Annotated in this window: 15 protein-coding genes; 9 read left to right on the top strand and 6 right to left on the bottom strand. The window is 56.8% G+C overall.

Annotated features, from left to right (window positions below):
• Nucleotides 1-5: 5 nt before the first annotated feature.
• Nucleotides 6-482, top strand: coding sequence for a GNAT family N-acetyltransferase (locus JYG33_RS12650; RefSeq protein ID WP_207872570.1), 477 nt, complete (start codon nt 6-8; stop codon nt 480-482).
• A 180-nt stretch (nt 483-662) separates the two neighbouring features.
• Here the strand turns inward: JYG33_RS12650 and cml are convergent, their stop codons facing one another.
• Entirely contained in the window at nt 663-1,862 is a 1,200-nt protein-coding gene (gene cml / locus JYG33_RS12645; RefSeq protein ID WP_207872569.1) for a CmlA/FloR family chloramphenicol efflux MFS transporter, read from the bottom strand.
• 316 nt (nt 1,863-2,178) lie between these two features.
• Nucleotides 2,179-2,622, bottom strand: coding sequence for a helix-turn-helix domain-containing protein (locus JYG33_RS12640; RefSeq protein WP_207872568.1), 444 nt, complete (start codon nt 2,620-2,622; stop codon nt 2,179-2,181).
• A gap of 80 nt (nt 2,623-2,702) precedes the next feature.
• On the opposite strand from JYG33_RS12640, the gene JYG33_RS12635 reads away from it, so the two are divergent.
• The 5 genes from JYG33_RS12635 to JYG33_RS12615 all read left to right on the top strand — a co-directional run bounded on the left by JYG33_RS12635 (nt 2,703) and on the right by JYG33_RS12615 (nt 6,470).
• Nucleotides 2,703-3,194, top strand: coding sequence for a DUF2938 domain-containing protein (locus tag JYG33_RS12635; protein ID WP_207872567.1), 492 nt, complete (start codon nt 2,703-2,705; stop codon nt 3,192-3,194).
• 28 nt (nt 3,195-3,222) lie between these two features.
• Nucleotides 3,223-4,410 carry an MFS transporter gene (locus JYG33_RS12630; protein ID WP_207872566.1) on the top strand — a complete coding sequence of 396 codons (1,188 nt, stop codon included), beginning with the start codon at nt 3,223-3,225 and terminating at the stop codon, nt 4,408-4,410.
• A 113-nt stretch (nt 4,411-4,523) separates the two neighbouring features.
• Nucleotides 4,524-5,060 (top strand): GNAT family N-acetyltransferase, encoded by a 537-nt coding sequence (locus tag JYG33_RS12625; protein WP_243430171.1) that lies wholly within the window; start codon nt 4,524-4,526, stop codon nt 5,058-5,060.
• Nucleotides 5,061-5,137: 77 nt separating this feature from the next.
• The gene (trxA, locus tag JYG33_RS12620) at nt 5,138-5,458 is read left to right on the top strand and encodes a thioredoxin (protein WP_207872565.1); all 321 of its coding nucleotides are present in this window, start codon (nt 5,138-5,140) and stop codon (nt 5,456-5,458) included.
• A 157-nt stretch (nt 5,459-5,615) separates the two neighbouring features.
• Nucleotides 5,616-6,470: an arylamine N-acetyltransferase gene (locus JYG33_RS12615; protein WP_207872564.1), complete on the top strand. Its 855-nt coding sequence runs from the start codon at nt 5,616-5,618 to the stop codon at nt 6,468-6,470.
• A gap of 43 nt (nt 6,471-6,513) precedes the next feature.
• On the opposite strand, the gene JYG33_RS12610 is transcribed toward JYG33_RS12615, so the two are convergent.
• Nucleotides 6,514-7,395, bottom strand: a complete 882-nt coding sequence (locus JYG33_RS12610) for a LysR family transcriptional regulator (protein ID WP_207875849.1) — start codon at nt 7,393-7,395, stop codon at nt 6,514-6,516.
• A gap of 169 nt (nt 7,396-7,564) precedes the next feature.
• Here JYG33_RS12610 and JYG33_RS12605 point away from each other — a divergent pair, with 169 nt between their 5' ends.
• A complete protein-coding gene (locus JYG33_RS12605; protein WP_207872563.1) occupies nt 7,565-9,076 on the top strand; it encodes an MFS transporter in 1,512 nt (503 codons plus the stop codon).
• Nucleotides 9,077-9,202: 126 nt separating this feature from the next.
• Here JYG33_RS12605 and JYG33_RS12600 read toward each other — a convergent pair whose 3' ends face one another.
• Nucleotides 9,203-9,757 (bottom strand): GNAT family N-acetyltransferase, encoded by a 555-nt coding sequence (locus JYG33_RS12600; protein WP_207872562.1) that lies wholly within the window; start codon nt 9,755-9,757, stop codon nt 9,203-9,205.
• Nucleotides 9,758-9,890: 133 nt separating this feature from the next.
• On the opposite strand from JYG33_RS12600, the gene JYG33_RS12595 reads away from it, so the two are divergent.
• Nucleotides 9,891-10,745, top strand: a complete 855-nt coding sequence (locus JYG33_RS12595) for a helix-turn-helix domain-containing protein (protein WP_207872561.1) — start codon at nt 9,891-9,893, stop codon at nt 10,743-10,745.
• Nucleotides 10,746-10,762: 17 nt separating this feature from the next.
• On the opposite strand, the gene JYG33_RS12590 is transcribed toward JYG33_RS12595, so the two are convergent.
• Entirely contained in the window at nt 10,763-11,596 is an 834-nt protein-coding gene (locus JYG33_RS12590) for an aminoglycoside phosphotransferase family protein (RefSeq protein WP_207872560.1), read from the bottom strand.
• A gap of 13 nt (nt 11,597-11,609) precedes the next feature.
• The gene (gene hutC / locus JYG33_RS12585; protein WP_207872559.1) at nt 11,610-12,341 is read right to left on the bottom strand and encodes a histidine utilization repressor; all 732 of its coding nucleotides are present in this window, start codon (nt 12,339-12,341) and stop codon (nt 11,610-11,612) included.
• A gap of 192 nt (nt 12,342-12,533) precedes the next feature.
• Between hutC and hutU the strand changes: the two genes are divergently transcribed.
• On the top strand, nt 12,534-14,264 hold the full coding sequence (gene hutU, locus JYG33_RS12580) for a urocanate hydratase (protein WP_207872558.1): 1,731 nt from the start codon (nt 12,534-12,536) through the stop codon (nt 14,262-14,264).
• Nucleotides 14,265-14,279: the final 15 nt, after the last annotated feature.

The following is a 14,279-nucleotide window of genomic DNA, read 5'->3' as shown; positions in this document are numbered from 1 at the left end:
CAAGCGTGAATAGCCATGCGGAGAAGTCAGTCGCCGATAGTATCGAAATCCGGGATCTGCAGCCTCAGGATCGGGGCGAATGGGAGTTTCTTTATCGGCAGTATGCCGAGTTTTACAGAGAGCCTATGAATGAGGAGATCCTGGGCCATACCTGGTCCTGGCTGATGGACGCGCAGCATCCCCTGCAAGGCAAAGTCGCGACGGTGAATGGAAAGCTGTTCGGTCTGGCGCACTACCGTCCTTTTCCAGAGCCTTTGCTGGGCAAGGACGCCGGTTTTCTGGATGATCTGTTTGTGTCTCCTGAGCAACGTGGCGGCGGGCTGGGCCGCAGTTTGATTCAAGCTGTGGCTTTGGTCGGCCAAGCGCAGGGTTGGCCTTTTCTGCGCTGGATTACGGCGGCTGATAATGCTCAGGCGCGGCATCTCTACGACGGCATGGCCCAGGCAACGGCGTGGGTGACGTATGACTTGAGTTTGAGCTAGCTGATTCAATGTTCGTAATAACCGCCCTTTAGTGCTCTTGGGACTGGTATTACGGACATATGAACTCTTGCCTGTTCTGCGGTCCACCGTAGTTCGCACATGAAATTATGTGCAATCAGTGTTGATAGGTGAGGCCAGTGAAGGGAAGGTTTATAGAAAACCTTCCCTGTTTCTTGATGGCTATCCCTTGTCTTCGTTTGTCGCTCTCAGCGTCCTCAAACCAATCAAGACCACACTGCTCATGAACAGAGCAAAAACCACCAGAGGCCAGGCGGTATCACCGTCAAGCAAGGTGACCGCTAAGGTGCCGACCACGCTGACGATCAGGCTTTCCACGCAGAAGTAGATAGCAACCGCTGAACCGGCGACATCATTGAACTCGGCCAGGGCGCCGTTGGCGGTAACGGATACCGTCATCACAATGCCGATGGCAGCCAGCCACATGGGTACGATAAAGCTGGCAAAGGACGGCTCAAACCAGAGCTGGCCTGCTGCCAGCAACAGGGCGGCAAGGGCGATGACAGCCATGCCTCGTGCCAGGCTCCCCGCAATCCCCCAGCGAGCCACAAAGGTTTTGGACAGGCGAGTGGTCGCAATCATCACCAAGGCGACGCTGGCAAAGGCCAGGCTGAAGCGCATTTCTGAATAGCCTGCCTGCCCGATCAGGACACGGGGCGCGGTGGAGAAGTAGACAAAAAATGTCCCCATCCCGGTGGAAAAACCCAGGGTATAGACCCAGAATGCACGGCTTTTGAATACCGCCAGTGCGGACTGTGGGGAGTGAGCCGTTTTGGCAGGCAAGGTTTCATGCCATCGGAAGAGCGCCTGGAACCAGGCCAGCAAACCCAAGCCTGCCAGAGTCAGGAAGATGGCTTGCCATCCGCCTAGCTGTGCAATCAAGGCGCCAGCAATAGGCCCCAACGCCGGGACAAAGGCCAGGATGGAACTGAAGATGCTGTAGATCACCACGCCTTCGGGGCGATCAGCATAGACATCACGTACGGTGGCAAACAAGGCCACGATGGTGGCCGATGCCCCCAGTGCTTGCAGAAGGCGGAATCCCACGAACACCCAGGCAGAACTGGACAGGGCGGCGGCTGCGGAGGCCAGCACAAACAGCGTGGCACCCCCTAGTAAAACAGGGCGTCTGCCAATGCGATCAGACAGAGGGCCAAAGATCAGTTGCCCAGCACCCAAGACCAGCATGTACAGGCTAAGGGTGAGCTGGATGATGGCCGGAGTCGTACCCAGCAGGCCTGGCATGGCTGGCACGACAGGCAGATAAATATCCATCCCCAAGGAGGCGAGGATGTCGAACGGCGCCATCAGCAGCAAGGCGGCTGGCAGCGTATAAGCCCAGGAAGAGCGTGAGGAAGACATAACAATTACCACTCGAAAAAGAGATCGGGCGGCGTCTGTTTGTTAGCAATCAGCGGGATTGGAAGTACAGAACGCCGCAACAAGAAAAATGCTTGTTGCGGCCTACTCAGTTGCTGATTCAGTGCTCGTCATGAAGACGGCTCCTCACATAAATACGTTGAAGTTTTGTCGACACTAGTGCTTGGCGCTTTGGCTGGCACGAGGCTGCTCGATGTTGGCGTGCAGCAAGAAAGTAGCGCGACAAAGGCCCATTATAGAGCGATGTTGTCCAAGGTCTCCAAGCACCTGTGTGGTGACAGGTGTTGGTTTTTTGCATTTACATCGCTTTGGCGATGCGCGCCATTGTGTCGCTGGAACCACTTGTCTTGTTCTTTTTGACGCGGATGGCCGCCACCTTCAACAAGCGTTGGAATTGTGGGCATTGCGTGTGGTTGGTGGCCGGGCAGTGGGCCGCGTGACGCAGGCCTTCGCTCATGGCAATCAGGCGTTTGATGGTGGCGTCAATTTGATCGGCCTTGGACAGCAGCAATTGCCTGTCTACCTGTGGGGCTCCGTCGGGAGGCAGCATGGCGCGTATTTCTTCCAGCGACAGTCCGCCCGCCTGACCTAATGCAATCAGGGCCAGTTGATCCAGCACTTGCGGGGTGAAACGTCGCCGCTCGCCGGGGGTGCTGACCGCGCGGATCAAGCCTTCTTTTTCGTAATAACGCACGGTGGAGGAGGGCAAGCCAGTCTGTTTGGCGACTTCTGAAATATCCATCTTGCACCTATTGACTTGAAGTTGACTTCAACTTCTATGATTACTCAAAACGATGTTCTTATCAACGAAAAGGATTACCAATGTTATCGATGAATGAGTGGGTACACGTGATTCTGATCGGGGTCGGGGCAACCATTTTTATGGATATCTGGGGCCTGATTCAAAAGGCGATGGGTGTTGCCACGCTGAACTACGCCATGGTGGGCCGTTGGGCGGGGCACTTGCTGCGTGGTCAGGTTGCGCACAGCAATATCGGCAAGGCGGCGCCGATTGCGGGTGAATCTCCGCTGGGCTGGGTTATTCACTACGCCGTGGGTATCGCTTTCGCCTTTTTGCTGATCGCGGTGTACGGAACAGCGTGGCTGCAAGATCCCCGTTGGCTGCCTGCTGTCCTTGTGGGCACAGTCACGGTGGTGATGCCCTTTTTTGTGATGCAGCCCGCGATGGGTGCAGGTGTTGCTGCTTCGCGCACTCCTGCGCCCTGGACGAACCGTTTGCGCAGTTTGATGACGCACGCCATTTTTGGTTTGGGTATGTACCTTAGCGCTTTGCTGCTCCAGCAAGTGGCTTAGGGCGATGTAATTTGCTGGGACACCTGTCATGAGTAGTCTTAAAACCACCGGGACCATTCCGTCTGCGGTTTATCTGCTGGCCCTGAGTCTGTTTGCCATGGGCAGTGCAGAGTTTTTGATGGGCGGTATCTTGCCCATGATTGCAGAGGATCTGCGCATCTCCCTGCCCACCGCAGGCACCCTGATTTCCGCCTTTGCGGTGGGTGCGCTGATTGGTGGGCCACCCTTTGCGATTCTGGCTTTGCGCTGGCCTAGCCGTAGTGCCTTGTTTCTCAGTCAGGTGGCTTTTATCGTGGCTACCGTGGTCAGTTTGCTGGCACAGGGCTATTGGTCGATTTTGCTCGCCCGCTTTGGCATGGGTGTGGCGTATGCCTGCTTCTGGTCAGTGGCAGCGGCCACGGCGGTGCAGTTGTCGCCTCCTGATCGTCGCGCCAAGGCCTTGTCCATTGTGGTCAGTGGCCTGACGGTAGCGATGGTGTTTGGTGGCCCGGCCGGGACATACATCAGTGAGCTGACCGGCTGGCGTGGGGGCTTCTGGGCGGTGATCGTGGTAACTGTGATTTCAGCCGCAGCGGTGTTGTTGGCCTTGCCCAAGCACACGTCCAGCGATGCACAAACCCCTGATCTGGCCACGGAGCTGCGTGCCATGAAGCGCCCTGCTTTGTGGGTGGCGTACGGCACAACCATGTTCACGACGGCCGCGTATATGGGCACGTTTGGCTATATCGCCGCCTTGCTGATGGATGTCAGTGGTTTGAGCTCTGAATGGTTGCCCGCTGTGCTGATTTTGTTTGGTGTGGGTGCCCTTATCGGTTTGACGATTGGAGGACGCACGGCAGATCGCCAGCCTTTGGGCACCTTGGTGGTGGGGATTATGGGCTTGATCGCCAGTTCTGTGGTGATTGCCTTGTTTGCGGCCTCCTGGTGGGTAACAGTGGCGATGGTGTTCATGTTGGGGCTGGCGGGTTTCCTGTTGAATCCGGCGGTGTGGGGTCGAGTTTATGCATTGGCTCCCGATGCACCTATGTTGGCCGGAGCCACCAATGCGTCGGCCTTCCAGGCTGGTTTGACACTGGCGCCTTTATTGGCCGGTATCCCGATCAGTCTGGGCTACAACCTGGCGTCGGTTGCCTGGGTGGGCGTCATCATTGCGCTGATCTCGCTGGGGCTGGCTTTGCTGGATGCGAAGCTAAGCCGTCGCCTGGTCCCGGCTTGATCGGTAGATAGCGTTCCCGCCCATGCAGGTTTGGGTGCTTGAAACCCCTCTTTAGCAGCACAGCGCCGCTGTGTCTGATTACCAGGGTCATGAATAGAGTCAGGAGTAAAGCAATGAACAGAATCGGGGTCTATATGGAGCAATGGCTGATACGTCGTGCTACCCAACACGATGTGGCGGCCGTGCTCGCGCTGTTTGATGAAGCCATTGCCTGGTTTGGGGAAATAGAGAATCAGGGGCAATGGGGTACAGAAGCCTGGTCGACTCAGCCGCATCAGATTGCACGGATTAGCGAAGCGTGTGCTTTGCCCGGGGCCTGGGTGGCAGAAGATCAGACAGGCCGTGTGCAGGGTGCCTTGATTCTGGGTGAGGCCATGCCCTATGTGCCCCCCGCAAGCGAGCCAGAGGTCTATGTGCGTGTCTTGATCAGCTCACGTGATCCACAGGCACGCGGCCTGGGCCGCAGTTTGCTGGATTTTGCCGAAGGCCAGGCGCGTCGTGCGGGCGTACAGCAGTTGCGTGTGGACTGCTATGGCGGCGGCACCGGTGCTTTAGTGCGTTTTTATGAATCGTGTGGCTATGAGCGTCTGGCCACTTTTCAGGTAGACGACTGGCCTGGCCAATTGCTGGGGCGTCGTCTGCCTGTCTGATGATCGCGCTGGGCTGGCACGACACCGCCACTGCCTATCGCAGCCGATACCGTTCTTACTTTTTGGAGTCTTCATTCATGCTCAAGACACTTAATAACGACAATTTTGATGCCGAGCTGGGCCAGGCATCCCATGTGTATGCCGTGCGCTTCTGGGCGCAATGGTGTGGCCCTTGCCGCGTGATGGCCCCGATCTTTACTGCTCTGTCCGAAGACATGCAGGATCAGGCCCAGTTTGGTGAGGTGGATCTGGACAAGTCGCCTGATTTGGCGACGCGCTATGGCGTCCAGAGTATCCCTACGGTTTTGCTGTTCAAGGACGGCATGGTGATTGATCGCTTGGTTGGCGCAGTTCCCAAACAGAATTTGGCGAACTTTGTCAGTCAGCACACCGTTTGAGCCACTAAGGATCTGCTGCGCTGCTGGCAATGGGGTGTCAGTGGGGTAGCAGATCCGGCTCTCCTGTTACAAGACAGGTGGGGGCGGCCGTTTAGCCGGTACCAACAGGCTGAATGAGCCGCCTTCTGTTTCTTAATCGTGATGTTGGGGGTGTCAGATGACTGTCCTTTCAAAAGCCGCTTTTCTTGATCCTTACTTTGCCCGTATCGGCTATCAGGGGCCGGTGGAGCCGACCTTGGAGGTCTTGCAGCAACTGCACCTGCTGCATCCACAAGCCATCCCCTTTGAAAATATTGCCCCTTATATGGGTGATAGCGTGCCGCTGGATCTGGAGGCCATTGTCGACAAGCTGATCCGGCGTCAACGTGGCGGCTATTGCTTTGAGCACAACACCTTGTTTCTGGCGGTGTTGCAGCACATGGGCTTTACCGTCACCCCGCTGATTGCCCGCGTACGCTGGCAAGTGCCTGCCGAGGTAGAAACCGGCTTGACCCATATGCTGTTGCGGGTGGATCTGGGTGGGCGAAGCTGGTTTGTGGATGTGGCCTTTGGCTCCACGACCCAGACCGCGCCCTTGGAGTTTGTGCTGGATACACCGCAAACAACGCCGCATGGCGTGTATCGGATTACGCAGACGGGCGAAGAACTGAGCCTGCAGTTTGAAACCCGTAGCGGGTGGCAGACGGTGTATCACTACACCTTGGCTCCGGCATCACAGATCGATTTTGAAATCGGGAATTGGTATACCTCGACCTATCCGCAGTCGGTCTTTCTCAATAGCTTGTTGATCAGTCGTACCCAGCCGGGCGTGCGCGAGCTGATGGTCAATGACACGTATACGCAGCGGGACAATGCGGGGCTTTCTGAGCGACATCAATACACGGATGCCACGGCGTGGGCAGCGTGTTTGCAGACGCGATTGGGCCTGCAATTAAGCCCTGAAGAAGCGGCGGATCTGTTCCAGTGCGTCAGCCAGCCTCAAACGGCTGCTGCTGAACTGACAGGGGGTTAAGGCTGTCGGCCGGTTTGCTGAACGCGGCTGGGCGTTTGCCTGCTTAAGCCTTCAGCACCGTGCTGTGCATGCAGTCAATAAAGGCGCGCAGCTTGGGTGACAGGTTGCGGCTGGCAGGCCAGACAATCCACAGTGGCACGGTATTGTGGGTGTCGTCATCCAGAATGGTTTGTAGCTGTCCGCTGCTTAAATGCTCCCCCACCGTGAAATCGGGCAGGCACGCAATGCCCTGACCTTGCAAGGCTAAATGCACTCGCATTTCCACACTGTTGCAGACCAGGGTTCGCGGTAGATCCGGCATGTCCTGCGTGTCAGCCAGCGGCCATTGCTCCAGCCGCCCTGTGTTCGGAAAACGGTAGTGCAGGCAGGCGTGGTGTTGTAGATCCTTGGCCTGCAGGGGGCGGCCATGGGCTTGCAAGTAGTCGGGCGAGGCAGCCAGGACACGGCTAAACGTCCCCAGGCGACGGCGCATCAGGCCGGAGTCACGCAAGGCGCTGGCACGAATGGCTGCGTCAAAGCCTTCGCCAATCACATCGACCAGACGGTCTGAAAAGTCCAGATCCAGTTCCACGGCAGGGTAACGCTGCATGAAAAGGGTAATGGCCTGCTGAAACAGGCCGCTGTAGCGCGGCAGGCTGATACGCAAGGTGCCGCGTGGCATCTGGCTGGCCTGGGACATCTCCAGTTCCGCCGCTTCGATTTCACTCAGAATGCGGCGGCAGCGCTCCAGAAAGACTTTGCCATCGGCGGTCAGGGCCAGAGTGCGGGTGCTGCGGTGAAACAGGCGCACTTTCAGACGCTCTTCCAGGCGGGCGATGGCTTTGCCGACGGTGGAGGGGGAAAGGCCGGATTCGCGGGCCACGGCCGAGAAGCTCAGGCGTTCGGCGACTCGTACAAACAAGCCGATATTGCTTAGATTTTCCATCATGGTGCCGACCTATTTAAGAATTTATTTCCTAAGTATTAATAACTGTAGTGTATTTTTCTTTGTGGCGGTGGCGATTAAGCTCTTGAAATCGACCGCTCATCAGGCGGGTATTTCATTCTGTGCTCACCTCTGTCGGGCATCAGTGCTTTAGTAGCCAACGAGAACCATGTTTTCCCATTTTTCCTTGCCGACCCTGCGTCGGCTGCAGCTATTGTCTGCCTGTTTAACGGCTTTATTGATCCCCCTGTGCTTTACAGGACCGGCGGTGGTGCTGTCGTCCATCAGCGCGCAATTAGGGGGTAGCGCCGCGCAACTGAGCTGGATCATGAACGCCTACATTCTGAGTTATGGCGGAGCCATGATGGTGTCGGGCAGCCTGACTGACATTTACGGGCAGCGCCGCATCTGGCTCTTGGGCCTGGCGTGGTTTTGCGTCTTCACCCTGGCCATTCCTTTGATGCCGTCCGTATTCTGGATTGATATCCTGCGTTTGCTGCAAGGTCTGGGCGGTGCCGCGGCCTTTGCGGCTGCCATGTCTTCCCTGGCCCCCTTGTTTGAAGGGCGTGCCCGTGCGCGTGCCTTCAGCTTGTTAGGCACGTCGTTTGGCCTGGGCCTGTCTTTCGGCCCCTGGTTCTTCGGCTGGATTGTGGAGGCGCTTGAATGGCAAGGTGTGTTCTATGCCACCGGGGCCTTGGGAGCTGTGGGTTTGTTGCTGGTTTTTATCAGCACCTCGCCAAGTCAGGGCGGTTCGCAAGGCGCCTTGGATTGGCCGGGGGCCATCAGCTTCACGCTGGCTCTGGGCCTGTTTACCTATGGCATGTTGCTGATCCCGGAGCGGGGCTGGTCTGATACTTGGGTGCTGGCGGCATTAGTGGCGGCGGTCTTGGCGTTTGCGAGCTTTATCGGCATAGAGCGTCGTGTGGCCCAGCCCATGATTGATTTAAGTTTTTTCCGCGATCCAGGCTTTGTCGGTGTACAGGCCTTGGCCGCTGCTCCGGCCTTCTTGTTCATCGTGCTGATTGTGATCTTGCCGGGTCGCTTTATTGGTATTGATGGCTATGGGGCCTTGCAGGCCGGGCAGATGATGGTGTGGCTGGCCGCACCCTTGTTGGTGGTGCCGTTTCTGGCCGCCTTGCTGACGCGCTGGTTGACGGCAGGCACCTTATCCAGCGTGGGCTTGCTCCTGGTGGCGGCTGGTCTGTGGTCTCTGGCGCAGGGCTTTGAGGCAGGGGGCGGTCAGGCCTTGCATTGGCCCTTGCTGCTGATCGGTATCGGGATTGGTTTGCCTTGGGGTTTGATGGATGGGATGGCGGTCAGCGTCGTCAGCCCGGATCGAGTCGGCATGGCGACGGGTATTTTTAATACGGTGCGGATTTCTGCAGATGGCGTGGCGATTGCCGTGGTCAGTGTGTTGTTGGCAACCTTGATCCAGCATCGCATAAGCGTGGATGCGAGCCTGTTCACGCAAGAGGCGGTATTGGAAGCCGCAGGCCGGGCTGCTTTGGGTGAATTGCAATTGGCTGCCCAACAATTGCCGGGGCTGGAGGCGCAATTGGCCAAGAGCTATGCTGCTTCATTCTTGACGGTTCTACACGCATTGGCCGTGCTGGCCGCCTTGATTGCAGGCCTGCTTTTCCTTTTGTTAAGACAGCCCAAGCGCGCCTTGCAGACCGCTTGAATCAGCCAGGTCTGAAGAGGCCTTGATCTCGAACGTGAACAGCCCCAAAAGTCTGGACAGAAATCCAGCTTTTGGGGCTGTTCTACACCCAGAGCGGCGGCGTGGGTGTGGGTTCAAAGCCCGCGTTCAGGCCTGTTGTTTGGGCAAGGCCAGCCATTCCTGGGCAGTAATGCGGCTGATATGTTCAGTCCGATAGTCTTGCAGGAACTGGTTGTACTTGTTTTCCTCGGTGTGATGATGGCGGAAGCCACACTTGGTCTGCGCAATCTGGGATTGAGCATTGTTGGCAAAGTAACCGCACCACAGCGCTTTCAGCTTGATGGTTTCAAAAGCGTGTCGCATCACCTCGCGTACAGCTTCGGGAATCAGGCCCTGGCCCCAGTATGGGACGCCAATCCAATAGGCAATTTCGCCTTCTTCCTCGCTGATCTCGAAGTTGCTGTTTTTGCCGATCAGGATGCCAATGCAGCCTACTGCCCGGCCATTGTCCTTATGCACCACGGCGTAGACTTCGGGCATATTGAAAACTGTGCGGATAATCTCGGCACTTTCCTCAACACTGGTATGGCTGGGCCAACCAGCAATCGGGCCCACACGCTCGTCCTTGGCGTATTCATATAAATCCTCGGCGTCGCTGTCCTGCCAAGGGCGTAAAATCAGTCTTTCTGTTTGAAGTTTCATTTTCTGTACTCACAATTAAGTAGGAAACAGAATAGAACCTGGCAGGATCAGGGAACAGAGCAGTACCTTGGCAGTTTCGGTACTTTTGGAAAGTCCGGTTTATTTCTGCGGGGTGGCGGAGGCCATACAGAGCATGCATCACATTCCACAATTATTCAGCGCTACAGAGGGGCTGCTAAGCGGCGAGACAACGCTGGCCGAAGGCGTGGGGATGCCCCTTTCTTTTGGGCATGCCTATATGACCTTGATGATTTGCGTCTCGGGCCGTGCGCTGATCAGTCTGAATTTCAAGGACCAGATGGTGCAGCGTGACGATGTGCTGGTGCTGGCGGAAGATACGATTGCGCTGCTGAAACGGCGATCCCGTGGTTTCAAGGTGTTGTTCTTGTTGATGCCCAAGGAGTTTGCGGCTGAAGTGGCTTATCAGTTGCCCAATCCCTTGTTTGTGTTCTTGCATGACCATCCCTTGTGTACACCACCGCAGAAAGACAAGGCCTTGCTGGCTGCTTGGCTTGTGCAGATGCGCGAGATTGTGCGTGTTCGCACGCTGTATCAGCCCATCATGCTGCGCAATCAGTTGCAGAACTTCTTTTTGAGGATTGCCGAGCAGATTCCGACGGAATATCAGGGTAGCCAGCAGTTCAGCCGCAAAGAGATGATCAGTTGGCGGTTCTGGGAATTGATTGGTCAACAGTGCCGGGAACATCGCGATGTGAAGTTCTATGCAGATGCGCTCAACATCACGCCTTTTTATCTGTCGCAACTGAGCAAAGAGTTGTTTAACGACAGCCCTAAAGCCTTGATCGACAGACAGGTGATCCTGGAGATCAAAGCGCTGCTTTCCTACAGCCAGTTGGCAATCGGGCAGATTGCCGATCAGCTTAATTTTGAAGATCCGTCTTATCTGTGCCGCTACTTCAAGCGTCATACCGGACTGTCGCTGACTCGCTATCGCAAGAGCGAGCAGGCAGGGGATGGGCCGGATTAAGAAGGATCCGGTCGGCTTCAGGCCGCCGTTAAGGCGTGGGCCGCCAGGGTGGCGACCTGTAGCGCAATAGTGGGGTCTGACTCATCCTCAAAATGCCAGGTGGCCGATAGGCCGCACCAGGCCAGAACCCATTGCAGTAGCCTGCGTCTGTCTAGCTGGGCGTGCTGCGCAACGGTGTTCACCCGCACCAGAAATCGATCTGCATGGATAGCTGTTTGCGCATCCGGGTTGCAGAACAGATTGGCGTAGTCAAAAGTACGTTCCCCGATCAAGCCTTTAGGGTCGATTGCCAGCCAGCCGCGAGGCCCAAAATCCAGAATATTGTGATGATGAATATCGCCGTGCAGGCAAACTCTATCGCGGGGCTCAGCCAGCAGTTCCCGCATTGTCTGGCGGGCGCCAGGCAAGATAGGGTGCAGGCGAATATCGACCTGATTGAGCGGTTGAAACCAGTCTTGCAGCGGGGTCAGCGTGTGGGGAGGGGGACGATGTGTGTGCGTGTTCTCTTGTGTGGACGACGCTTGATGCAATTGGGCGACGACATTGGAAATAATGTGGCTGGCTTGCTCATCCTGACCCGCATGGCATAAGGCCGCCAGACTGCGCGTCCCGGTAGCGCGTTCCATCAATAAGGCATGGTGTGTGCGGGCCAGTACCTTGGCGGCACCCCGGCCTTGCCACCATTCCAGCAGATCGTAGCCCTGGATTTCTTCGGGTGAGGTAGAGACCTTCAACATGGCCGCCTGACCACGCCATTGCACCGGAAGCAAGACTGCATTGCCGGTTTCAATGGAGGGGCCGTCAGGCAAGAGGTTCCAGTCTTGCAAATAGGAGTCTGGGTTTGGATGCATGGGCGAGTGATTCTTACATCCGTCCCGTGAATTTATAACGATCCCCCGGATGCCATAAGCGGGCATGGGTGGTGAACTGATCGCTGGAAAAAGTGCGGCGGTCCATCACCAAACAGGGCTGCTGCTCTTTCATCTGCAATGCCTGCGCGATTCCGGCGGGCGGGACGAGAACCTCGATGCTGTAAAAACCGGTAGGCAGGGGCGCAACCCGCACCAGATATTCATTAGGCGTGATCTGGTTCCAGTCCTGCTCCAGATAGTCCGGAGCCATTTGCGCATCCACAAGACGATCTTCGTACTGAATGGGCAAGCCGTTTTCAGCATGAACAATAATGGAATGGAACAAGGCCGCGCCGGGTGCAATGCCATATAGCCGCGCCTGGGCGGGACTGGCGTGCAGACGCTCCATGCTCAGCACCTGACAGCTATGTTGATGGCCACGCTCCCGTATATCCTGCGCGATGCTGCGTATCTCGATCAGCGTGGACTGGAATTTGGGCTGTGCCACGTAGGTGCCCGAGCCTTTGATGCGGACAAGCAGATCATCATTAGTCAGCTCGCGCAGGGCGCGGTTGACCGTCATGCGCGAGACGCCAAACTGCTCGCATAAAGCCAGCTCAGTGGGAATCAGGTCGCCTTCACGCCATTGCCCGGACTGGATTTTTTCCAGCACAAAATTCTTGATTTGCAGATAGGCGGGCAGGGCCGATTCGGAGGACGAAGGACTCGTCAGGGGGGCATCCATTCTTGTGCTTTCCTATAGGGGACGGACACCGTCCGCAGCGCTTTCCTGTATATGTATAGACAACTAATGCAAATGACTATACATTGGCATGAGCTTACAAGAAAACCGTTGTTTTGTCGGCGCTTGAACCTGCCTTTACGGTGTGGAAACAGCCTGCCAGATAGAACCAGCGCGTATCCAGAGACACCTCAGATGGAGGACAGCACCATGCCTGATCATCACCCCTCGGCGGCCAGCCAAGACCCTCGTTTTGATGCCAGTCGGCAGGTTCATGCCCCGACGGGCACAACGCTCAGTTGCAAGAACTGGGTGGCCGAAGCGGCTTACCGCATGATTCAGAACAATCTGGACCCGGCCGTGGCGGAAAATCCCCAGCATCTGGTGGTGTACGGCGGTATCGGGCGTGCAGCCCGGAACTGGGAGTGTTTCGACCAGATTTTGGCCAGCCTGCGGGAACTGGAAGATGACCAGACTTTGCTGATTCAGTCTGGCAAGCCGGTGGGGGTGTTCCGTACGCATAGTGATGCGCCGCGTGTGCTGTTGGCTAACTCCAATCTGGTGCCCAAATGGGCCAATTGGGAGAAATTTCACGAGTTGGATCAGGCCGGTCTGTTCATGTACGGGCAGATGACGGCAGGTAGCTGGATCTATATCGGTAGCCAGGGCATTGTGCAGGGCACGTACGAAACCTTTGCCGAAGCAGGCCGCCAGCATTTTGGTGGCTCGCTGGCCGGGCGCTGGATTTTGACGGCGGGGCTGGGTGGCATGGGCGGTGCGCAGCCCTTGGCCGCGACCTTTGCTGGAGCGGTATCGCTGACCATTGAATGCAAGCAAAGCAGTATCGACTTTCGCTTGCAGACTCGCTATCTGGATAAACAGGCACGTGACCTGGACCATGCGCTGGAGCTGATTGCTCAACACACGGCTGCCAAAGAAGCCGTGTCGATTGGCTTGCTGGGTAATGCGGCTGATGTGCTGCCTGAACTGGTGCGACGCGCGCAGGCCGGTGGCTTGAAACCTGATCTGGTCACAGACCAGACCTCCGCCCATGATTTGCTTAATGGCTATTTGCCTTCGGGGTGGACGGTAGAACAGTGGCAAGCAGCGCAGCAAGATCCCGCTCAACATGCTCGTATTCAGCAAGCGGCTGCCAAGTCTTGCGTGGTGCATGTACAAGCCATGCTGGATTTCCAGAAAATGGATATTCCGGTCGTGGACTACGGCAATAACATTCGACAAGTGGCCTTGGATGAAGGCTTGGCAAACGCTTTCGACTTTCCGGGTTTTGTCCCCGCCTATATTCGCCCCTTGTTCTGCGAGGGCAAAGGTCCGTTCCGCTGGGTGGCCTTGTCGGGCGACCCGGAAGATATTTACAAAACAGATCAAAAAATCAAAGAGCTGTTCCCGGACAACGAACACGTGCATCGCTGGCTGGATATGGCGCAGGAACGTATTGCCTTCCAGGGTCTGCCCGCCCGAATTTGCTGGCTGGGTCTGGGCGAGCGTCACCGCGCCGGTTTGGCCTTTAACGAGATGGTGCGCAACGGCGAGCTGAAAGCGCCCATCGTGATTGGCCGCGACCATCTGGATACCGGCTCGGTGGCCAGCCCCAACCGCGAGACTGAAAGCATGCGTGACGGCACGGATGCCGTGTCGGACTGGCCGTTGTTGAATGCTCTGTTAAATACCGCAGGCGGAGCCAGTTGGGTATCGCTGCACCACGGGGGCGGGGTGGGCATGGGCTACAGCCAGCACGCAGGCATGGTGATTGTGGCTGACGGTAGCGAGCAAGCCGACGCTCGTCTGGAGCGGGTCTTGATTAACGATTGCGCCAGTGGTGTGATGCGTCATGCTGATGCAGGCTACGAGCTGGCGATTCAAACCGCCAAGAATTTCGGGCTGACACTGCCCATGATCAAATAAGAAAACAGGACAGAA

The sequence above is a fragment of the Alcaligenes sp. SORT26 genome, from assembly GCF_017377875.1.
GTDB classification, from domain to species: Bacteria; Pseudomonadota; Gammaproteobacteria; order Burkholderiales; family Burkholderiaceae_B; genus Alcaligenes; species Alcaligenes parafaecalis.
Note: the sequence above shows the minus strand (reverse complement) of the source record. Positions and strands in the feature narration are given on the sequence as shown.